Source organism: Exiguobacterium sp. EF_C8, assembly GCF_054956715.1.
This window is the reverse complement of sequence record NZ_CM143264.1, coordinates 90001-109647: the sequence shown is the minus strand read 5'-3', so window position 1 is coordinate 109647 and position 19647 is coordinate 90001. Positions and strand designations below refer to the sequence as shown.

Annotated in this window: 22 protein-coding genes and 2 rRNA genes (1 of these 24 only partly in view); 1 reads left to right on the top strand and 23 read right to left on the bottom strand. The window is 47.7% G+C overall.

Features of this window, described 5'->3' with window-relative positions; all coding sequences use genetic code 11:
• Positions 1-39: 39 nt before the first annotated feature.
• The 12 genes from pth to metG all read right to left on the bottom strand — a co-directional run bounded on the left by pth (position 40) and on the right by metG (position 11445).
• On the bottom strand, positions 40-597 hold the full coding sequence (gene pth / locus ACY2IG_RS00605; protein ID WP_035413235.1) for an aminoacyl-tRNA hydrolase: 558 nt from the start codon (positions 595-597) through the stop codon (positions 40-42).
• 87 nt (positions 598-684) lie between these two features.
• Complete coding sequence (locus ACY2IG_RS00600) at positions 685-1641, bottom strand: ribose-phosphate diphosphokinase (RefSeq protein WP_012368955.1); 957 nt, start codon at positions 1639-1641, stop codon at positions 685-687.
• Positions 1642-1696: 55 nt separating this feature from the next.
• Positions 1697-3046: a bifunctional UDP-N-acetylglucosamine diphosphorylase/glucosamine-1-phosphate N-acetyltransferase GlmU gene (glmU, locus tag ACY2IG_RS00595; RefSeq protein WP_290787796.1), complete on the bottom strand. Its 1350-nt coding sequence runs from the start codon at positions 3044-3046 to the stop codon at positions 1697-1699.
• 165 nt (positions 3047-3211) lie between these two features.
• Positions 3212-3523, bottom strand: a complete 312-nt coding sequence (spoVG, locus tag ACY2IG_RS00590; protein WP_329469708.1) for a septation regulator SpoVG — start codon at positions 3521-3523, stop codon at positions 3212-3214.
• Positions 3524-3681: 158 nt separating this feature from the next.
• Positions 3682-4521, bottom strand: a complete 840-nt coding sequence (gene purR / locus ACY2IG_RS00585) for a pur operon repressor (RefSeq protein ID WP_023466544.1) — start codon at positions 4519-4521, stop codon at positions 3682-3684.
• 69 nt (positions 4522-4590) lie between these two features.
• Positions 4591-5451, bottom strand: coding sequence for a 4-(cytidine 5'-diphospho)-2-C-methyl-D-erythritol kinase (gene ispE, locus ACY2IG_RS00580; RefSeq protein ID WP_035413228.1), 861 nt, complete (start codon positions 5449-5451; stop codon positions 4591-4593).
• Positions 5452-5546: 95 nt separating this feature from the next.
• Complete coding sequence (locus ACY2IG_RS00575; RefSeq protein WP_012368950.1) at positions 5547-5786, bottom strand: Veg family protein; 240 nt, start codon at positions 5784-5786, stop codon at positions 5547-5549.
• 84 nt (positions 5787-5870) lie between these two features.
• Positions 5871-6749, bottom strand: a complete 879-nt coding sequence (gene rsmA, locus ACY2IG_RS00570; protein WP_035413227.1) for a 16S rRNA (adenine(1518)-N(6)/adenine(1519)-N(6))-dimethyltransferase RsmA — start codon at positions 6747-6749, stop codon at positions 5871-5873.
• Positions 6746-7303 (bottom strand): ribonuclease M5, encoded by a 558-nt coding sequence (gene rnmV / locus ACY2IG_RS00565; RefSeq protein ID WP_035413223.1) that lies wholly within the window; start codon positions 7301-7303, stop codon positions 6746-6748. The genes rsmA and rnmV overlap by 4 nt, the downstream gene beginning before the upstream one ends.
• A 66-nt stretch (positions 7304-7369) precedes the next feature.
• Positions 7370-8641: a ubiquitin-like domain-containing protein gene (locus ACY2IG_RS00560; RefSeq protein ID WP_462618246.1), complete on the bottom strand. Its 1272-nt coding sequence runs from the start codon at positions 8639-8641 to the stop codon at positions 7370-7372.
• Positions 8638-9405, bottom strand: a complete 768-nt coding sequence (locus tag ACY2IG_RS00555) for a TatD family hydrolase (RefSeq protein WP_035413217.1) — start codon at positions 9403-9405, stop codon at positions 8638-8640. The genes ACY2IG_RS00560 and ACY2IG_RS00555 overlap by 4 nt, the downstream gene beginning before the upstream one ends.
• 60 nt (positions 9406-9465) lie before the next feature.
• Positions 9466-11445, bottom strand: coding sequence for a methionine--tRNA ligase (metG, locus tag ACY2IG_RS00550; protein ID WP_462618245.1), 1980 nt, complete (start codon positions 11443-11445; stop codon positions 9466-9468).
• A gap of 324 nt (positions 11446-11769) precedes the next feature.
• Between metG and ACY2IG_RS00545 the strand changes: the two genes are divergently transcribed.
• Positions 11770-12066, top strand: a complete 297-nt coding sequence (locus tag ACY2IG_RS00545; RefSeq protein ID WP_023466531.1) for an AbrB/MazE/SpoVT family DNA-binding domain-containing protein — start codon at positions 11770-11772, stop codon at positions 12064-12066.
• Positions 12067-12101: 35 nt separating this feature from the next.
• Here the strand turns inward: ACY2IG_RS00545 and rsmI are convergent, their stop codons facing one another.
• The 11 genes from rsmI to ACY2IG_RS00490 all read right to left on the bottom strand — a co-directional run.
• Positions 12102-12959 (bottom strand): 16S rRNA (cytidine(1402)-2'-O)-methyltransferase, encoded by an 858-nt coding sequence (gene rsmI / locus ACY2IG_RS00540; protein WP_035413212.1) that lies wholly within the window; start codon positions 12957-12959, stop codon positions 12102-12104.
• On the bottom strand, positions 12956-13210 hold the full coding sequence (locus ACY2IG_RS00535) for a GIY-YIG nuclease family protein (RefSeq protein ID WP_035413209.1): 255 nt from the start codon (positions 13208-13210) through the stop codon (positions 12956-12958). The genes rsmI and ACY2IG_RS00535 overlap by 4 nt, the downstream gene beginning before the upstream one ends.
• Positions 13203-13940: a tRNA1(Val) (adenine(37)-N6)-methyltransferase gene (locus ACY2IG_RS00530; protein WP_056061982.1), complete on the bottom strand. Its 738-nt coding sequence runs from the start codon at positions 13938-13940 to the stop codon at positions 13203-13205. The genes ACY2IG_RS00535 and ACY2IG_RS00530 overlap by 8 nt, the downstream gene beginning before the upstream one ends.
• Before the next feature lie 51 nt (positions 13941-13991).
• Positions 13992-14342: a DNA replication initiation control protein YabA gene (yabA, locus tag ACY2IG_RS00525; protein WP_119182633.1), complete on the bottom strand. Its 351-nt coding sequence runs from the start codon at positions 14340-14342 to the stop codon at positions 13992-13994.
• Between the two features lie 8 nt (positions 14343-14350).
• A complete protein-coding gene (locus ACY2IG_RS00520) occupies positions 14351-15181 on the bottom strand; it encodes a PSP1 domain-containing protein (RefSeq protein ID WP_029343044.1) in 831 nt (276 codons plus the stop codon).
• A gap of 6 nt (positions 15182-15187) precedes the next feature.
• Positions 15188-16180, bottom strand: coding sequence for a DNA polymerase (locus tag ACY2IG_RS00515; protein WP_035413204.1), 993 nt, complete (start codon positions 16178-16180; stop codon positions 15188-15190).
• A complete protein-coding gene (locus ACY2IG_RS00510) occupies positions 16180-16509 on the bottom strand; it encodes a cyclic-di-AMP receptor (protein WP_023466519.1) in 330 nt (109 codons plus the stop codon). The genes ACY2IG_RS00515 and ACY2IG_RS00510 overlap by 1 nt, the downstream gene beginning before the upstream one ends.
• Positions 16506-17144: a dTMP kinase gene (tmk, locus tag ACY2IG_RS00505; protein ID WP_035413201.1), complete on the bottom strand. Its 639-nt coding sequence runs from the start codon at positions 17142-17144 to the stop codon at positions 16506-16508. The genes ACY2IG_RS00510 and tmk overlap by 4 nt, the downstream gene beginning before the upstream one ends.
• The gene (locus ACY2IG_RS00500) at positions 17141-18559 is read right to left on the bottom strand and encodes an aminotransferase class I/II-fold pyridoxal phosphate-dependent enzyme (RefSeq protein WP_462618244.1); all 1419 of its coding nucleotides are present in this window, start codon (positions 18557-18559) and stop codon (positions 17141-17143) included. The genes tmk and ACY2IG_RS00500 overlap by 4 nt, the downstream gene beginning before the upstream one ends.
• 69 nt (positions 18560-18628) lie before the next feature.
• Positions 18629-18744, bottom strand: a 5S ribosomal RNA gene (gene rrf, locus ACY2IG_RS00495).
• A 46-nt stretch (positions 18745-18790) separates the two neighbouring features.
• Positions 18791-19647 (bottom strand): 23S ribosomal RNA (locus tag ACY2IG_RS00490); it runs 2057 nt beyond the window's last position.

Genomic DNA, 19647 nt, shown 5'->3' with positions numbered 1-19647 from the left:
CGACAGCAAAAACGCTTTGGAACCCCCAAAGCGTTGCGTTCAGTTATACCGATTCATCAAAGCGAGAAACGGTGTGTCTATAAAGTCCGTCGCTACATCGACAGACGCATTGAGTACGTGTTGCAGACTTCCTTGTTCCGCCTTCGAAAAATTCATTAACACCCAGTCGATGACTTGGATTGGTGCCGGTGGTCGACCAACACCGAGTTTAAGACGCTTGATTTCCTGCGTACCGAGGTGCTGGATCAACGACTTGACGCCGTTATGACCGCCTGCACTGCCTTTCGAACGCAAGCGCAATTTCTCAAGTGGTAAATCCAGATCATCATAGATGACGAGCACATCCTCGACCGCGATCTTGTAGAAATCAAGTAACGGTCGCACCGCTTCACCTGATAAATTCATATACGTCAATGGCTTGACGAGCACGACACGTTCTCCGTTTATCATTCCCGTTCCGAAGAGGGCTTTAAACTTCGATTCTGAAAGCGTGATCCCGTGTTTCTCCGCTAAGGCATCGATCGCAAGAAAACCGATGTTGTGGCGCGTATTCGCGTACTTCGCGCCAGGATTCCCTAATCCGACGATACATTTCATATCGATTCCTCATTTCTGTTTAAAAAAGTAAACGAACAAGGGTCCGATTTCAATAAACCGGACCACATCGTTCGTATGCATAAGCAATCAGCTGAAGAGCGGGCTGATTGATTTCTGTTCGTGTACACGGATGATTGCTTCTGCAAGCAAGCGTGCCACAGAGATTTGTTTGATTTTGCTTGCACATTCGCGTTGTGTTAAATCGATCGTGTTCAAGACGACGAGTTCTTCGATCGCTGAGTTCTCAATTCGCTCCATTGCCGGACCTGAAAGAACAGGGTGTGTACAACATGCATAGACTTGTTTCGCTCCGTTTTCGATCAAAGCGTTCGCTGCAAGTGTGATCGTACCCGCTGTATCGATGATGTCATCGATGATGATGGCAATCTTGCCATCGACTTGACCAACGATGTTCATGACTTCTGCGACGTTCGGTTTCGGACGGCGTTTGTCGATGATCGCGATTGGTGCTTTTAATTGCTCTGCTAATTTACGTGCCCGTGTGACACCGCCATGGTCTGGAGAAACGATGACGAGTTCGTTTGGATCGATGTTCTTTTTCTCGAAATATGAAGCGAGAAGCGGTACACCCATCAATTGATCTACTGGAATATCGAAGAACCCTTGGATTTGTGCTGCATGGAGATCCATCGTCACGACGCGTGTCGCCCCTGCTACTTCAAGCAAGTTCGCAACGAGTTTCGCCGTGATTGGCTCACGTGAACGTGCTTTGCGATCTTGACGCGCATAACCGTAATACGGAATGACGACGTTGATCGTCCGTGCAGACGCCCGTTTCAGTGCATCGATCATGATGAGAAGTTCCATCAGGTTTTCGTTGACTGGTTGGCTTGTCGATTGAATGATGTAAATATCATCCCCCCGGACACTTTCTTCGATGTTCATCGAAATTTCGCCATCACTGAAGTGTTTGACTGAACTTTCGCTCACCGGGATTCCGATGACTTTAGCGATTTCCTCTGCCAGTGGTTTGTTCGAGTTGAGTGCGAAAATACGAATTTCATGTTCTAAGACAGTAGACATGTGTAGGTGGCCTCCATTTGTTTGGGTTTAGACGAGTAGAGCGACAAGTAATGAATTAACGATAATCGGGTTTCGTCGTTTGACGTTCCCGTGCGATCGCGAGACCGTTTTCCGGCACATCGTCTGTGACGGTTGATCCGGCAGCAACAAGGGCATTCTTGCCGACCGTGACCGGTGCAATCAAGTTGACGTTACAGCCGATGAAGGCATCGTCCTCAATGATCGTCTGGAATTTATTTTTTCCATCATAGTTGACCGTGATCGATCCACAACCGAGGTTGACGTTCTCTCCGATTGTTGCATCTCCGACATAGCTCAAGTGGGCTGATTTGCTACCTTCGCCAAATGTTGATTTCTTGATCTCAACGAAGTTTCCGACGCGTGTGTTCGCACCGAGAACCGCTTGCTGACGTAAATGCGCAAATGGACCGACTTGTGCCGCTGGACCAATCTTGCTATCCGTGACGACGGATTGACGAACAATGGCGCCATCTGCCACTTCACTGTTACGGATATCCGAGTTCGGACCAATCGTACATTCTGAACCAATGACCGTCTGACCGAGCAACTGCGTACCAGGATAGAGAACAGTATCTGAACCAATCGTGACGTCTGGTCCGATGTACGTCGAAGACGGATCAACGAACGTGACACCTTGACGCATCCAGTACTCATTCGTTCGCTTGCGCATCGATGTTTCTGCTTGTGCAAGTGCGACGCGGTCATTGACACCGATCGTCTCTTCGAACGTAGGTGCCGCATACGCTGCAATCGTCTCGCCTGCTGCCTTTGCAATCTCAATCACGTCTGGTAAGTAATACTCACCTTGCGCATTATCGTTCTTAACCTGCTTCAGCGTCGCGAACAACATCTCATTATCGAATACATACGTACCGGTATTGATTTCACGAATCGCGAGCTCTTCTGCATTCGCATCCTTATGCTCGACGATTTTCGAGACGTTTCCGTCTTCGCCACGAACGATACGTCCGTAACCTGTCGGATCGTCAGCGAGTGCCGTCAAGACGGTCACTTTTGCGTTTGTCTCCGCATGATGTTGTAACAATGAAGCCAGTGTGTCACTCGTCAAGAGTGGTGTATCGCCACAGACGACGAGCGTTGCTCCCTGTTCGTTCCCGAGTACGGGTTCTGCCATTTGAACAGCATGTCCTGTGCCAAGCTGCTCACTTTGAAGTGCGTATTCCACCGATGTGCCAAGCACTTCTTTGACGGATTCCGCACCGTGACCGACGATGACGACCTGTCGCTTGACGCCGAGCGTCGCTAATTGATCGACGACGTGCTGTACCATAGGTTTCCCAGCGACTGGGTGAAGTACTTTGTAAAGCTTAGATTTCATCCGAGTTCCTTTACCCGCTGCTAGAATTACCGCGAAATGATTCATCCTTGTCGCTCCTCCACGTAAATTAGTGTTGATTTCGTTCTGAAATAGTACACTCGTTCCAACTATAACGAAAATGGCATCGTTATTCAATGATGGGACGAAGCGGAATCGATGAAAAAACGAGAAAAAGACAGGTTTTCCCAAGAAGAGAAACCTGTCTTTTTCTTATGCTTGATCTGTCGTTTGGGCAGAAGAGACTTCGTAACAGACGCCTTCTTCTTGATCCTCACGTGCCGTATAGGCTTCGAGTACTGAATCTTCGACCTTTTTTCGCATTAATGCATTGATTGGATGAGCGACATCCCGGAAGATACCTTCTTGCGTTCGTTTACTTGGCATGGCGACGAAGAGACCACTGTTCCCTTCGATGACACGCAAATCATGTACCACGAATTCGTGGTCGAGCGTAATAGAGGCAAGTGCTTTCATTCGACCCTCTGCTACGACGCGACGAATTTTAACGTCCGTAACGTTCATTTTGTCCGCACCCCTTTAACCGTTGTCACAACTCTTCGTTGTCTACTTCTACTTACGGCTTAAAACAAACAAAGGTTTAGTCTTTCCCAATCTTTTTACGCATAATTTCCAAAAGTTTGATAATTACAGTATAGTTACAATCCATGCGGCTGTCAATTTCAGGTAGTCTCAGCTTCCGAGAAATAGTGGTCGACGTTTCCACGCTTAACTTGGATTTGACCAAGGTCGACGTCGACGTCCGCTAATTTCATTAAGCTGACGTATTCGTTGACCATCTTCTTCTCAGCACCTTCTGCCTCGATCAAAACACCAACACCTGCGACCTTTGCTTCGAACTCGCTTAAGAGACTCATCATTCCGCGAATCGTTCCGCCGGCTTTCATGAAGTCATCAATCAATAAGACATTCGCTCCACGTGGTAAACTTCGACGCGCGAGTGCCATCGTCCGGATCGCTTTTGAAGAACCCGAGACATAGTTGATGCTGACTGTTGATCCTTCCGTAACACGACTATCTGAACGCACGATGACGAACGGTACACCAAGTTGCTCAGCGACTGCATAAGCAAGTGGAATCCCCTTCGTTGCGATCGTCATGACGACATCGACTTTCTTTTGGCTAAAGACAGATGCAAACACTTGTCCCATTTGTTTGACCATCTTCGGATCTCCAAGTAAGTCCGTCAAATAAAGGTATCCCCCCGGTAACAGTCGGTCTGGACGAGCGACACGTTCACATAGATCATCGATGAACGGTAACGCCTTCTTACTGCTCCACGTCGGAATGAACATGACGCCACCCGCAGCACCTGGTACTGTAACGAGACGACCTGTTCCCTCATGTTCTAACATCTCGCTGACGATATCTAAATCTTCACTGATCGACGATTTCGCCGATTTATAACGTTCTGCAAAAATCGTCAATGAGACGAGATGATGGGGATGGTCAAGCAAGTACCGCGTCATGTCGACCAATCGACCACTTCTCCGAATTTTCATTTGTTTCGTTCCACCTCTCCGTAATTCCGAATATTCAATAGTGAATATATCATTTTCATACGGATATTATCAATGGTTTTCGCCTAAAAGACGAACGACGTAGACTTCGTTACAAAAGCCGCGTAATCCATTATAGAGACGTTGTGCCCGATTTTCATGCTCCGTTAGAGCAAAGACCGTCGGACCACTTCCGCTCATCAAGACGCCTTCTGCGCCACAACTTGCCATGAATTCCTTGATTTGCTCGACTTCTGGGTGCATCGGCAACGTGACCGCTTCGAGAACATTACCGAGTGATTGGCAGATGGCTTGGAAATCTTGCGCCTTCACCGCATCAATCATTGCTTCGACGTTCGGACGTTTTGCCGTGTTCAAGTCGAGGGCACCATAGACGTCAGCTGTTGAAACACCGATCGTCGGTTTAGCAAGAACAACCCAGCATGGGGGTGGTGAGACAAGTTTTTCTAGCTTCTCTCCGCGACCCGTTGCAATCGCTGTTCCACCCATGACACAAAACGGGACGTCAGAGCCCACTGCTGCGCCGACTTCCGCCAACTCTTCAAGCGTCAAACCGAGTTGCCACAACTCATTTAATCCGCGTAAGGTCGCTGCCGCGTCACTGGATCCACCAGCGAGTCCGGCTGCAACTGGAATGTGTTTCTCTAAGAAGATCTCTACTCCTGTCTTGACGTCGTATTTTTCTTTTAAGATCGCTGCTGCTTTATAAGCAAGATTACGTTCGTCGTTCGGAACGTAAGCATGCTGGGCATTCATTCGAATTTCTCCTGACGGCAGCTCCGTCAATTCTAGACGGTCTGCCAAATCGACTGTCGTCATCACCATATGTACATCGTGATAGCCGTCCGGGCGCTTTGCCGTCGCATCCAGGACTAGGTTGATCTTGGCCGGAGCCTTTACAATAATCGTCATCGTGCCGTTCCTCCTCTAGTTCGTTTCCTGTAGGAATTGTATCAACCTTTCCACAAAAAAAGAAGCGAACATTTTGTCCGCTTCGGAAGGTAAGTTTACGAATTCGCAAATTCGATTTGTACGGAGTCTGTTAGCACGTCGGCGTAGCTATAAGAAACTCGCTCGACATTGTGGCGCTCTGCGTCTAGCTTGACTACAAACACCGAAGGATACGTCTCAACGAGCGTTCCGATTCGGGTTACGACCTTTTTACGACCGCCGCTTGCTTTTAGCGTCAGTCTTTCACCAACATGTGTTTCGAAAACATGTCTGATTTCGTTCAACGTCTTTGGCATACGCTTCACCTCACTAATATTTATTATAGCATATTAAATAAATATTAGAAAGGGGAAATATTATATCTGTTCTAATCGTATCCGTCAACGTTTTTTAATTGGCAAAAGTGCATCTGCTAACTGTGCGAATTCCTGCAGGCTGAGCGTTTCTCCGCGACGACGTGGTTCAACCCCAGCTTCTAACAACGCCGCTTCGACCGCTGCTTTTTCCGTTTTCCCGAAGTGTGTCGTCAAGTTGTTTAAAATCGTTTTCCGACGTTGTGCAAAACTTGCTCGGACGATTTCAAAGAAGAGTGCCTCATCCTGTGTCTGTACCGCCGGCTCTTTTCGAATGTTCAAGCGGATGACTGCTGAATCGACGTTTGGTGCTGGAATGAAGACTTGTTTTGGGACCGTGAAGCAGACTTCAGCTTCCGCATAGTATTGAATCGCGATCGATAGAGATCCATATGCTTTCGTGCCTGGTTTTGCACCGATTCGTTCAGCGACTTCCTTTTGAATCATCATGACGAGCGTCCGAAACGGTGCTTTCGCTTCAAGGATCCGCATGATAATCGGTGTCGTGACATAATACGGGAGGTTCGCGACGACGGCAATGTCGGTGATGCCTTCTTGCGTGAACTCTTCAGCAACGATCGTCGAAAGATCGAGTTCAAGAGCATCACCGTGAATGACCTTCGTATGGGGATATGGTGCAAGTGTATCATCAAGAATCGGTAACAATCGTTGATCGATTTCAAGAGCAACGACTTTTTTCGCCTGTTTCGCCGATTGTTCCGTCAATGAGCCGATTCCTGGTCCGATCTCGAGTACACCACTCTCAGGCGTTAATCCAGCTGCTCCGACGATGTTTCCTAATACATTTAAATCGATTAAAAAGTTTTGCCCTAACGATTTTTTAAACGAAAAGCCATGTTTCGCTAAAATTTCTTTCGTCCGGTGCAATGTAGCAATGTCTTTCAAACTTCTTCCTCCTCTAGTTGTTTCAACGCTGCTTCCCATTCCGCCAGCGTGATCCGGATCGATGCGACACGTTTGACGAGTTGTTTTGCATTCGGTTCACCAATCGCAAGAATCTGACCGAGACGACGACGACGGATCGAGGCTGCTGGTCCACCAATCAAATCAGCTGCCAAAATCATCTCACGTGTCACTTCGGCAACCGGTGCTTCTTCCGTCTCATAGACAGCAGCGAGCGCCTCTTCGATTGCGGCAGGTGAGGCATGTTCAACACCAATTTTACCGCGCTTATCTTTTGCTTGAGCGCGCGGAAGATAGGCATGTTTACAGCCTGGTACACGTTCATTGATTCGGGCACGGATACGATCTCCTGGAAAATCAGGATCCGTGAAAATGATGACACCGCGTCGTTCGAGGGCCTTCTCAATGCGTTGCATCGTCTGTTCATTAACGGCTGAACCGTTCGTTTCAATTGTATCGACATCAAAAACTTCTTGTAATCGTGTCGTATCATCTCGTCCTTCGACGACGATGACTTCTTTTAAGCGTTTCCGCATGATCTCTCCACCTTCTTCAAACACTCTCGTAATTGTACCTGTTTCCACGAAAAAAACAAGGAAGCGTCACGTGTCCGCTTCCGTTGCACTAGGAATGACCCAGACTTGCAGTTGTTTTCGACCGAACGTCTTTGCTTTTTGTTCACCATCGACTAAAATATCAATCTTATTGCCTTTAATGGCACCACCTGTATCGAGAGCGATCGCAAGACCAACCCCTTCGACGTAGACCTTCGTGCCAAGCGGAATGACCTTCGGATCAACCGCGATGATCGGCAAACCTTGATAGGTGATCGTATCGGTCACGTCATACCCGGTCGCTGTCAAGGCACGACCATTGTACAAACGACTGCCGTTCGAAGCTGGGTCGTTCGTATACGCTGTCGCTTCGACCATCAAGCTCTTCGCACTCTCAAAATCAAGATCCGCATCGGCTTTCGGTGTTTCAGTTAGCGGATTGGTCGCTTGTTTTTCGTTGAAGACGGGCGCTTCGATTGGTGTCTCAATCGGTTTTGTCCCGACTTTGACGACTTGTTTGATCGGCGTCCGTGTCACTTGGTCATCAATCAGTTTTTTCTCTTTACTAAGACCGTCAGCTAACGTCAATTGATACTTTTTCGTTCGGACACCCGGACGACCTGATGTCGTCACCAGTTGCTCGCCTTCCGGTAAGGTCGGATCCTCGACTTCTTCGACCTCAAACGGAACGAGTTGATCCTGTGTCAACGTCGCACGACGTGTCGTGTTGACCGTAATCAACGTCCCTTCCGTCACGCGGGTATCGGGATTTGGAGCGACCCGATCTTCCTTTTGAAGACGGATTCCTTCCCGTTCTAACAATTCGCGGACCGTCGTTTCATACGTGTAGAGTTGTCGGGCTTTTCCCCCGACGACGAGATCAACAGGAAAAGCTTCGCGGTACCGCACCGTCATACCACTCGTCAATACAGCGTCAGAAGACGGATAGATATCATCCGTGTCGGCTTTCTTGATACCGCGCTCTGCAAGTAGATCCTTTACTTGACGCGCCTGCGTTCGGACGCGACGGGACTCACCGTAGCCCATGATCAATGTGATTTCTTTTGCCCGCTGAATGACGATTAATCGTTTTTTCGGCAGGTCGGCACTAAGAGCCGGTTCAATCACATCATTGTCACGCGTCGTAATACCGGCTTCTTTGAGAACGCCATAAACGGAATCAGCCATTGTCTTCACCTGCTGCTCTTGTCCATCAATCAAAACAGTCACGGTTCGTGGATGATCCATCATCCCATAGACGAGTGCAGCCGCAAGTAGCAGGCTGCACCCGATTGTAATGAACGTCAACGAACGCATCATGGCAAACGGAAGACCCGTTTTGCATTTTCCGTCGTTGCTGCTTCCACATCGGCATACATCATGCCACGGAGCTGCGCAATTTCTTCAGCGACGAACCGAACGTAAGCCGGCTCGTTGCGTTTACCGCGGTGTGGTGTTGGTGTCAGATACGGACAGTCCGTCTCAACGAGTAAACGATCGAGCGGTACTTCCTGTGCAACACGTTTTGGCATTTTCGCGTTTTTGAACGTAACAGGTCCACCAAGTGAAATATAGAAGTTCATCGCTAGGCAACGCGGTAACAATTCAGCACTCATACTGTAGCTATGCAAAATACCACCGACTTCTTTTGCATCCTCTTCTTCGAGGATTCGTAACGTATCTTCTGTCGCTTCCCGGTTATGGATGACGATCGGTTTTTTCTTCTGCTTCGCGAGACGGATCTGTTTGCGGAAAGCTTCCTGTTGGACGTCTTTCGGTGACGTATCCCAGTGGTAGTCGAGTCCGATTTCTCCAAGCGCAACGACTTTTTCATGATCCATCAATCGTTCGACCTTTTGATAGGCTTCCTCATCAAAATCAATCGAGTCGACGGGATGCCATCCGATGACCGCATAAAGATCATCGTACGCTTCGACGAGTTCCATCGCGCGGTCGATTGTCTTATGATCAAATCCGACGACGATCATCGGTGAAACGCCGTTTGCACGTGCCCGCTCGATCGTTTCATGAACGTCTTCCGCGAATTGGTCTGCATTCAAGTGAGTGTGTGTATCGATTAACATATCTTATTCGACTCCTTCTTTAAAAAAATGCCTGTGACATGAAGTCCACAGGCATCGGTTTTATTTTACGCTTGCGCCGTTTGCCATCGTTGATGGGACCGTCGCGAGTTCAAGTTTTCCTGCTTTCTCAGCAGCAAGGACCATTCCTTGGGAGAGTTCGCCACGTAACGTGACCGGTTTTAAGTTCGCTACGACGATGACCTTACGTCCGACTAAATCTTCCGGCTCATACCACTGCGCGATACCAGAGACGATTTGGCGTGTTTCTTTGCCCATATCGACTTGTAACTTCAGTAGTTTTTTCGCCTTCTTGATCTTTTCAGCCGTCACGACTTCACCGACACGTAACTCGATCTGATCAAAGACATCGATCGTCGTTTCCGGACGAATGTCTTCATCAGCCTCTTCGACTTCCTCTTCCTCCACACGTGCTGCAGAAGCTTGATGCATCATGTCGACGATTGCTGCGACCTCTTCTTTGACATCGAGACGTGGAAAAATCGGTGTCGCTGTACCAACTTTTGTTCCTGGTGTGATGTCTGCGAATTTCTCGAGCGCTGCCCAGTCCATCGCTTGTCCGGAGAGACCAAGTTGCGCGAAGATCTCTTTTGGTGAACGTGTCATGAACGGTTGCAACATGATCGCCACGTGACGTAAGACGCCGACGAGATGCACCATGACCGAACCGAGTTCCGCCGTTTTGGATTCGTCTTTTGCAAGAACCCACGGTTGTGTCTCATCGATGTATTTATTGGCACGGCTGATTAATTGCCAAATGTTCGATAGCACGACAGAGAATTCCATGTGTTCCATCGATGCTTCGACTTTCGTGACCGTTTCTTTTGCAAGATCCGAGAGTGTCGCATCAAACGGTGTCACATTGCCTGTATAGGCTGGGATCTCACCGTCAAAGTATTTCGTGACCATCGCGATCGTTCGGTTGAGTAAGTTCCCAAGGTCGTTTGCTAAATCGTAGTTCATCCGCTCAACGAATGCTTCAGGTGTGAACATACCATCTGAACCGAATGGAACTTCGCGTAACAAGTAATAACGAAGGGCGTCAAGACCGTAACGATCCGTCAATGGGATCGGATCAACGACGTTCCCTTTTGATTTCGACATTTTTCCGTCTTTCATCAACAACCAACCGTGTGCGAAGACTTTCTTCGGTAATGGGAGATCAAGTGCCATCAAGAGTGCCGGCCAAATGATCGTGTGGAAACGAACGATTTCTTTTCCGACGAGATGAACATCTGCTGGCCAGTACTTATCGAAATTACCATGATCGTCCGTACCATAACCGAGTGACGAGATATAGTTCGTCAACGCATCGATCCAGACGTAGACGACGTGCTTCGGATTCGATGGGACTTGTACACCCCAGTTGAATGTCGTCCGTGAGACCGCTAAGTCTTGGAGACCCGGTTTAATGAAGTTATTGATCATTTCGTGTTTACGTGATTCTGGCAAGATAAATGACGGATTCGCTTCAAAGTACTCAAGCAGACGGTCCGCGTACTTGCTGATCCGGAAGAAGTAACATTCTTCGCGAACGAGTTCGACTGGGTGTCCACTATCGGGGCTCTTTCCGTCGACGAGTTGTGATTCCGTATAGTACGTCTCATCCGGAATCGAATACCAACCTTCGTATTCACCTAGGTAGATATCGCCTGATTCAAGAAGTGTCTCGAACACTTTTTCGACGACTTTCTTGTGACGTGGTTCTGTCGTCCGGATATAATCATCGTACGAGATGTCAAGACGATCCCATAAGACTTTAATCTGCTCGACTACACCATCGACGAATGCCTGTTCCGAGATACCTGCTTCTGCTGCTTTTTCCTGGATCTTTTGACCGTGCTCATCGCTACCTGTCAAATACCGGACGTCGAATCCTTGAAGTCGTTTGTACCGTGCCATTGCATCTCCAGCCACCGTCGTATACGCGTGACCGATATGTAGTTTTGCACTTGGATAATAAATCGGGGTCGTGATATAAAATGTCTTTGCCATGTTATTCCTCCGTTCTCTTATTTCCATCTTCATTATAGGCTATTATACGCTGTTACGGGACTGATGTCGAAATTCACTTTTTGTCGAATCGAAACATTTTTTGACATCAGACATCAAATTACAAAAAAACACACTCTATAGTTTCATTTCCTTTAAAAAGGGAAAATATATTAATAAATCGTTTCAAATATGGGTTTTTTGAGAAATAAATGACATTTTGATTTCAAGCTATTCAGATTGGTTGACTACTTTTGGAAAGTCTAGTATTCTACATTCTATAGAAACGATGTCGAATTTTGACGATTTTTCAAAAGAAAAAGAGATCCATGACATCAAAGGAGGAACAACAAAATGAAATCAACAGGTATTGTACGTAAAGTAGACGAGCTCGGTCGTGTCGTAATTCCAATCGAATTACGCCGTACACTTCAAATCGCAGAAAAGGATGCCCTCGAGATCTATGTCGACAACGAACAGATCATCCTTAAAAAATATAAACCAAACATGACTTGCCAAGTGACAGGTGAAGTATCAGAAGATAACTTCAAATTGGCTGATGGTAAATTGATTCTTTCACCAGATGGCGCACAACGCGTTCTCGTTGAATTAAAAGATTTCCTCGATCGTCATTACGCAAGCAACGAATAAACAAAAAAGGAAGCTCCTTAACGGGGCTTCTTTTTTTAATCTGCTTCGTGAAACGCGAGGTACAATTCCTGACGATCCAGTCCTCGTTCTTTTGCGACACGCTTCAACGCTGCATTCGGCTTTTCGCCCTCTTCGATATACCGACGGATTTGCTCGAGCGGATCACTGTCTTGAATGACGGCATCCGGTCGTTCTTCGTTTGATCCTTCGACAAGGACGACGAACTCACCTCGAACGTCTTCTGCTGCCCAAGCGCGTAATTCACTCACACTTCCACGAATATACTCTTCATACCGTTTCGTTAGTTCTCGGGCTAACGTCACCTGGCGATCACCAAGTACTTCTTCGATCCCTTGCAACATCTCTTTCAATCGATGCGGTGCTTCATAAAAGATGAGTGTTCCTGATTCGTATTTCAATTGCTCTAACGCTTCGCGGCGTTCTTTTTTCTTTCGTGGCAAAAAACCATAATACAAAAAGCGTTCTGTCGACAGACCGGACGCGACAAGGGCTGTCAATGCAGCGTTCGCACCCGGAAGAACGATGACAGGAATATCTGCTGCGATCGCTTGGCGGATCAAATCGCTTCCCGGGTCCGAAATACCGGGCATCCCGGCGTCGGAGACGAGGGCAATTTGCTTTCCCGCCTCTAAATCAGCGAGTAGTCGTTCGCCACTTGTTTGTTTATTGTGTTCGTGGTAACTGACCAGCTTCGTCTCAATCGAAAAATGCCGAAACAGTTTCATCGTCTGCCGGGTATCTTCTGCTGCGACGATATCAGATTCCTGTAAGATCCGGACAGCTCGATACGTCATGTCTTCTAAATTGCCGATTGGTGTCGGGACGATATAGAGACCGACTCCTTGCTGTTGATAGCTACTTGTCGCTTTCATGAGGTTCCTCCTTGAATCAAACGCTCTTTCTGTGAACGTGTCAATTGTTTAATCGCGTATTCCCGCTTCATCGCTTCTGATTTTGTCGCGAAAATTTCCTCATGAACGAGGACGACCGGCAGACGGGCACGTGTATACTTCGCCCCCTTGCCTGCATTATGTGTTGCGATGCGTTGCGTGACGTCTACTGCGTAACCCGTATAATACGTATCATCTTGGCAACGAACGATATAGACTGCATGCTCAGACATCGAACAGTTCCTTCATCTGAGCCGCATACGAGTTGTCCGCTTCATAGACGATGAACGGGGAAAGAACCTTCAGTCCAGGTTTTGCATCCTTGATCCCCTCGATCAAAAGCATGTTCGCTTCCTTCCCTGCCTTCGGATAAATCAACTGCATCCGTTTCGGTTCCAAGCGGTATGTTCGCATCAAAGTGACGATATCGAGCAGTCGTTCCGGTCGATGCACGAACGCTGCCTTTCCGCCTTGTTTTAACAAATCAGATGCACCACGAATACAGTCTTCAAGTGTACAGAGGACTTCATGCCTTGCGATCGTATAATGTTCACTTTGGTTTTGGTTTGATGTCTCGTTGGCTAAAAAATAAGGCGGATTACAGGTGACAGCATCATAGATGCCGTATCCAAGACGTGCCCCCGCCTCTTTGACGTCACCATCAATCATCTCAATCTGGTCGTTCAGTTCATTCAAGTTAATGCTACGTCGCGCCATCTCCGCTAGTCGCGGCTGAATTTCAAGACCCGTGATCTGCCCTTTCGTCCGGTAGGATAAAAAGAGTGGGATCGCACCGTTCCCAGAGCAAAGATCGGCAATCCGCCCCTGTTGAATTGGAACCCATGCAAATCGTGCGAGCAATGCCGCATCGAGTGAATAGGAGAAGACGGATGGACTTTGAATGATTTTCCCTTCTTGTCCTAAGAGATAATCAAGTCGTTCGTCTGGTAATAGTTCAAACATGTCGTGCCTTCCTTTCCGAAAAAAAGACTGACTCATGTAGAAGTCAGCCTCTCAATGTTTCGTTAACATGGATAAGCAGAAGAGACAATCGCCGTCTTTTCGTACTTGTCCATAATGCAAGTTACAGATGTGGAACCCTTCCTGGTACAATCGTCCGAGATTGTCATAGCCCGCACCAACGCCTGCTTCCGCTTCTTCCGCTTCCGTGACCGGCTGTTGTTCATCGCGTTCGACTTTTTCCCGAAGATGATGATTCTCCAGATACAGATGTTGGTTCTCTTCCATCATGTAAGCCAGCTGATCCTTTAACACGCTCAGATGCTCAGTCAGCAAATGAATCTGTTGCTCAATCGCATCGACACGCGTAATGATTTCTTTTTTATCGACTCTCTCCACGCGTATGCACCCCGTTATTCTTTTGGTCGTTTTGGTTTTACGGCACCAACGGATAATAGTTCTTCCATCGAATACGTCAAGACGCGGGAACGATCCTTCAGTTCAATTTGAACGACTTGATCGAGGATGTTCAAGCCAACGACGCGTCCTTCGCCTTCAGGTACCGTCAAACGTTTTCCATAGTCCGGCAAGTCACGGCGCATCTCTTCATACGTATCGTTCTCATATTTTAGACAGCACATTAAACGACCACACACCCCTGAAATCTTCGTCGGATTCAACGACAGGTTTTGATCTTTTGCCATCTTGATCGAGACCGGTTCGAACTCACCAAGGAAAGATGAACAACATAAGACACGACCACATGGACCAATGCCTCCAAGTAACTTCGCTTCATCTCGAACACCGATTTGACGGAGTTCGATGCGTGTCCGGAAAACAGCCGCTAAATCTTTGACGAGCTCACGGAAGTCAACACGTCCTTCTGCCGTGAAGTAGAAGATGACCTTATTGCGGTCAAACGTGTACTCGACATCGACCAATTTCATATCGAGTTTATGTTCACGGATTTTTTCGACACATACCGCATGCGCATCAAGCGCTGCGACTTTATTTTCGCGGACGATCATTGCATCTTTATCGTCAGCAATTCGAAGAATGGATTTCAGTGGCAACACCACATCTTCTTCGTCCATTTGTTTATCGGCGATGACCACTTCGCCATATTCAATGCCCCGTACCGTCTCAACGATGACTGCTTGTCCTCGTGATAATGACTCTTGTCCAGGTGCAAAATAATAAATTTTGCCCGCTTCTTTAAAGCGAACGCCTACTACTTCTAGCATGTCGCTCTACCCTTTCTGTAAGTCAAACATGAGACGCTCAACTGTTAATTGGGGATTAACATTCGCTTCGACCCGTCGGACTGCGGCAAGCACAGCTTGTAACCAGCGGGTGATCGTCGTCTGGCTCTTGGACCCCATCTGTTCAAGTTGGGGTTTACTATTCGTATAGGTCATACCTTCCCACGCCGGATTCAGTTTCAGGCGTAAGACATCCTCGAAGAAACAAGTGACGAGTTCAAGACCAATTCGGACATCCTGACGGTTCTTGAATTGTCCCATCCATTTCTCTTGTACGAACAGTGGTAAATCAGCCGGACGATTCGCTAATTCCTCCATCAATTGTAACACTGACGCTCGCGCATTTACAAACCAGTCTTCGAGTAATGCTTCTTCTGCATCCTCGACTTTTGGATAGACACGCGCTGCCAGTTGCGTCAACTCGTGGTCCCGTCCCGTTTTTTCAGATAAAACCTCGCCAATCATTTGACGATCTGCTGGACGAAAACTTAATAACTGTCCCCGCGATCGAATCGTAGGTAAAAGGAGTTGAGGTTGATTCGTCAACAATAAGGCAACTTTTCCTTCTCCTGGTTCCTCAAAGAACTTCAGCAAACTGTTCGCTGCTTGGGGAGTCATCTTATGGGACTGTGTAATGACATAAATCTGACGATCGCCTTCAAGTCCTCGGAGTGAGAGATCATGCATCAATTGTTGAATCTGTTCTTTTTTGATGGTCGCGCCATCTGGTTCGATTTCATAATAATCGACCAAGTTACCACTTTCCATCCGCCGACAGCTACGACAGACACCACATGGCTCCACATCGACCGGGGTCTCACAAAAAAGGCTTTTCGCGAACAAGTGAGCCGCTTCAAGTAGAAGCGGCTCATAGTCTCCAGTGAAGATATAAGCGTGATTGATTCGATCGTTTCGTAACGAATTTTGAAGAATCGTCGAAATGACCGATTGTGTCTGTTCCAGTTCATGAAACGTCTGCATTAGAATTGGTGAAACCCTTCGATTGGCAAGACGAAGACCGTTGCCCCGCCTACCTGGACTTCAACAGGGTACGGGATATAAGAATCGGCATGACCACCCATTGGTGAGATTGGAGAGACCATCTGTTCACGACTCGAACAATTCTTTTTGATCAATCGTAACAGATCATCGAGACGCTCACTCTGTACACCAATCATGAACGTCGTGTTTCCCTCTTTAAGAAAACCACCTGTCGTTGCTAGTTTCGTTGCTCGGAAATCATGCTCGACAAGCGCTTCCGCCAAACGTAAGCTGTCTTTATCTTGAACAATCGTAATGACCATTTTCATGAGAATCTCTCCTTTTCTTCTAAATACGTAATGACATCTTCCACTAAGTCCTGATGAATCACTTCAATCGATCGATTGGCTTGTACAATCTGTACCCGTTCTGGGTCCGATGCCGCAATCTGTTTGAAACCATCATAGACACGGGCACGAAACGCATCATCTCGTTGCTCGATTCGATCAAGTGCTCCCCGGTCCATCATTCGTTTTTTAGAATCCGTTACCGTTAAATCAAATAAATACGTCCGGTCTGGCGCTAATCCACCTGTTGCAGAATCATTAATATGACGCACGAGATCAATCGGATGTCCAAGTCCATATCCTTGATAGGCAAGTGAGGCATCAACGAATCGGTCACATAAGATGATTGTGCCTGCCTCTAACGCCGGTCGAATCAATTCTTCGACATGCTGGGCACGAGACGCTGCATACAGCAGAATTTCCGTCATCTCTTTCATTTCTTCAAAATCAGGATTTAAAATCAATGAACGAATTTCGTTCCCAACGCGTGTGCCACCTGGCTCACGGGTCATCATGACATTATAACCCTTTTCTTTTAACACATCATTAAGCAATTGTAGTTGTGTCGTTTTCCCGGCACCATCCGGTCCTTCGACAGTAATGAACGTACCTTTCATCTTTCAAACCCTTCCTCTATGACGCGTAACGCTCCTTGTTGCAATTGTTCGCCCCCTTGCAAATGAACGGCTACGGTTTGATAATGTCGTAAACATAGTACCTGTTCCGCCGTAATGCGTTCGCCTCTGACGATCAACGGAATGCCTGGCGGGTACGGAATAATGGTTTCGAGTGAAACATGACCGATACACTCATCCAGCTGACGGAACGTACCTGTTGCTTGTTCTAACTGTTCATAAGAACAAGCTAAAGCAGATACCTGTATTTTACCCATAATTGGTTGCTCGATATACCTTTTCAAAGGAATTCCTTCTGATTTCATCATTTGAATAGCGCGTTCGACACGATGAACCCAGTCATCCTGCTCAGACTTTGCTAGCGGACGAAGTGGCAAAATACAGACGACGTGATCTCCTAGAGCAAATTCCGCATCGAGTTGAACAGCTCGTAACGCGTGCAACAACGCATCTCCTGAATATCCCTCATACGTTAATGTCATCCGTGACCAATCATCGAAGCGAAGGACGGTCATATGATCGAACCGTTGAAGTGATTCGATAAACGCATCGTGACTAACCTGAATATCTGACATACCTTCAACTGTCCATTGTTCACGATAGGAACGGGCATAGTCTAATGAAGCCAGTAACAAATACGAAGGACTTGAGGTTTGAAACGCTTGGAGCGCTCGCTGTAACTTTCTTCTCATCTTTTCCGAAAATCGCTCGTGCATCCATGCTCCCATCGTCAGTGCAGGAAGCGTTTTATGGGCAGACTGGACAACAGCGGTTGCTCCTAATTCAAATGCAGAACGAACACCAAATGCTTTACCGAAGTGTGCACCGTGTGCTTCATCCACTAATAAAGGGAGTCCGTGCGACGTCGTGAGCTGAACGAGTGACGTGATATCAGCCACTTCTCCGTAATATGTCGGTGAAGTGATAAACACGCTAACTCCTCCTGGATATTTCGTAAACGCTTCCTTTAATGTTTCACGTGAAACATGACCACTGATTCCCGTTTCTTTATGGGTATCTGGTTCAAGAAAGATCGGTTCGATTCCTAACCATTCGAGTGCATTAAATACCGATTTATGCGAATTACGCTGTACATAAACACGCTCTCCTCTTATTGCTACAGCTGCAAGCATCGCCCAGTTCCCAACAGTCGAACCATTCACAAGGAAATGACTCGCTTTTGCATCGTAGACTTTTTGAAGCAAAGCTATTGCGTCTGCAATAGCCTCTTCCGGATGATGAAAATCATCTAGACCAGGTAATTCTGTGACGTCCCATTTAAAAAAGTCAGGAAGAGGTGTCAGAGTTCCATTCTTATGTCCAGGAACATGCCATGAGATGGGCGTTCGATCTAAGTGACGTTGAAGTGCATGTACAATAGGAAGTTCGTGTTTCATGAAAAAGCTCCTTTTCCTTTAAAATAATTACACAAAAAGACCGACCTGCAATCTGCAGATCGGTCAAGTGCCTGGCAACGTCCTATCCTCACAGGGGGAAGCCCCCAACTACTTTCGGCGTTCAAGTGCTTAACTTCCGTGTTCGGCATGGGAACGGGTGTGACCACTTGGCTATCGTCACCAGACGACGGGCTCGCGCCCTCAAAACTGAAGTTATCAACAAGCATCTGCTAGAACAAGGCCTCGACCGATTAGTATCACTCAGCTCCACATGTCGCCATGCTTCCACCCGTGACCTATCTACCTCATCGTCTCTGAGGGGTCTTTCTTGATTACTCAAAGGGAAATCTCATCTTGGAGGGGGCTTCATGCTTAGATGCTTTCAGCATTTATCCCGTCCGCACGTAGCTACCCAGCGATGCTCCTGGCGGAACAACTGGTACACCAGCGGTGCGTCCATCCCGGTCCTCTCGTACTAAGGACAGCTCTCCTCAAATTTCCTGCGCCCACGACGGATAGGGACCGAACTGTCTCACGACGTTCTGAACCCAGCTCGCGTACCGCTTTAATGGGCGAACAGCCCAACCCTTGGGACCTACTCCAGCCCCAGGATGCGATGAGCCGACATCGAGGTGCCAAACCTCCCCGTCGATGTGGACTCTTGGGGGAGATCAGCCTGTTATCCCCAGGGTAGCTTTTATCCGTTGAGCGATGGCCCTTCCATGCGGAACCACCGGATCACTAAGCCCGACTTTCGTCCCTGCTCGACTTGTAGGTCTCGCAGTCAAGCTCCCTTCTGCCTTTGCGCTCTACGAATGATTTCCAACCATTCTGAGGGAACCTTTGGGCGCCTCCGTTACTGTTTAGGAGGCGACCGCCCCAGTCAAACTACCCGCCTGACACGGTCCTCCAGCCGGATCACGGCTGCGAGTTAGAGACTCTATGCATGAAGGGCGGTATCCCAAGGGTGACTCCTCCGAAGCTGGCGCTCCGGGCTCGACGTCTCCCGCCTATCCTGTACATCATGCACAAAGCCTCAATATCAGGCTGTAGTAAAGCTCCATGGGGTCTTTCCGTCCTGTCGCGGG

Excerpts from the sequence above, each read along its gene's own strand:
- ACY2IG_RS00510 (WP_023466519.1), bottom strand. The coding sequence starts at position 16,509 with ATGAAAATGGTCATTACGATTGTTCAAGATAAAGACAGCTTACGTTTG.
- ACY2IG_RS00600 (WP_012368955.1), bottom strand. The coding sequence starts at position 1,641 with ATGTCTACTGTCTTAGAACATGAAATTCGTATTTTCGCACTCAACTCG.
- ACY2IG_RS00575 (WP_012368950.1), bottom strand. The coding sequence starts at position 5,786 with ATGCCAAAGACGTTGAACGAAATCAGACATGTTTTCGAAACACATGTT.
- ACY2IG_RS00515 (WP_035413204.1), bottom strand. The coding sequence starts at position 16,180 with ATGCAGACGTTTCATGAACTGGAACAGACACAATCGGTCATTTCGACG.
- spoVG (WP_329469708.1), bottom strand. The coding sequence starts at position 3,523 with ATGAACGTTACGGACGTTAAAATTCGTCGCGTCGTAGCAGAGGGTCGA.
- rsmI (WP_035413212.1), bottom strand. The coding sequence starts at position 12,959 with ATGAAAGCGACAAGTAGCTATCAACAGCAAGGAGTCGGTCTCTATATC.
- ACY2IG_RS00500 (WP_462618244.1), bottom strand. The coding sequence starts at position 18,559 with ATGAAACACGAACTTCCTATTGTACATGCACTTCAACGTCACTTAGAT.
- glmU (WP_290787796.1), bottom strand. The coding sequence starts at position 3,046 with ATGAATCATTTCGCGGTAATTCTAGCAGCGGGTAAAGGAACTCGGATG.
- tmk (WP_035413201.1), bottom strand. The coding sequence starts at position 17,144 with ATGAAAGGTACGTTCATTACTGTCGAAGGACCGGATGGTGCCGGGAAA.
- ispE (WP_035413228.1), bottom strand. The coding sequence starts at position 5,451 with ATGACGATTATTGTAAAGGCTCCGGCCAAGATCAACCTAGTCCTGGAT.
- metG (WP_462618245.1), bottom strand. The coding sequence starts at position 11,445 with ATGGAAATAAGAGAACGGAGGAATAACATGGCAAAGACATTTTATATC.
- ACY2IG_RS00545 (WP_023466531.1), top strand. The coding sequence starts at position 11,770 with ATGAAATCAACAGGTATTGTACGTAAAGTAGACGAGCTCGGTCGTGTC.
- ACY2IG_RS00555 (WP_035413217.1), bottom strand. The coding sequence starts at position 9,405 with ATGTTAATCGATACACACACTCACTTGAATGCAGACCAATTCGCGGAA.
- pth (WP_035413235.1), bottom strand. The coding sequence starts at position 597 with ATGAAATGTATCGTCGGATTAGGGAATCCTGGCGCGAAGTACGCGAAT.
- ACY2IG_RS00560 (WP_462618246.1), bottom strand. The coding sequence starts at position 8,641 with ATGATGCGTTCGTTGACGTTCATTACAATCGGGTGCAGCCTGCTACTT.
- ACY2IG_RS00520 (WP_029343044.1), bottom strand. The coding sequence starts at position 15,181 with ATGCTAGAAGTAGTAGGCGTTCGCTTTAAAGAAGCGGGCAAAATTTAT.
- purR (WP_023466544.1), bottom strand. The coding sequence starts at position 4,521 with ATGAAAATTCGGAGAAGTGGTCGATTGGTCGACATGACGCGGTACTTG.
- ACY2IG_RS00530 (WP_056061982.1), bottom strand. The coding sequence starts at position 13,940 with ATGTTTGAACTATTACCAGACGAACGACTTGATTATCTCTTAGGACAA.
- ACY2IG_RS00535 (WP_035413209.1), bottom strand. The coding sequence starts at position 13,210 with ATGTCTGAGCATGCAGTCTATATCGTTCGTTGCCAAGATGATACGTAT.
- rnmV (WP_035413223.1), bottom strand. The coding sequence starts at position 7,303 with ATGCGGAAACGCTTAAAAGAAGTCATCGTCGTCGAAGGACGAGATGAT.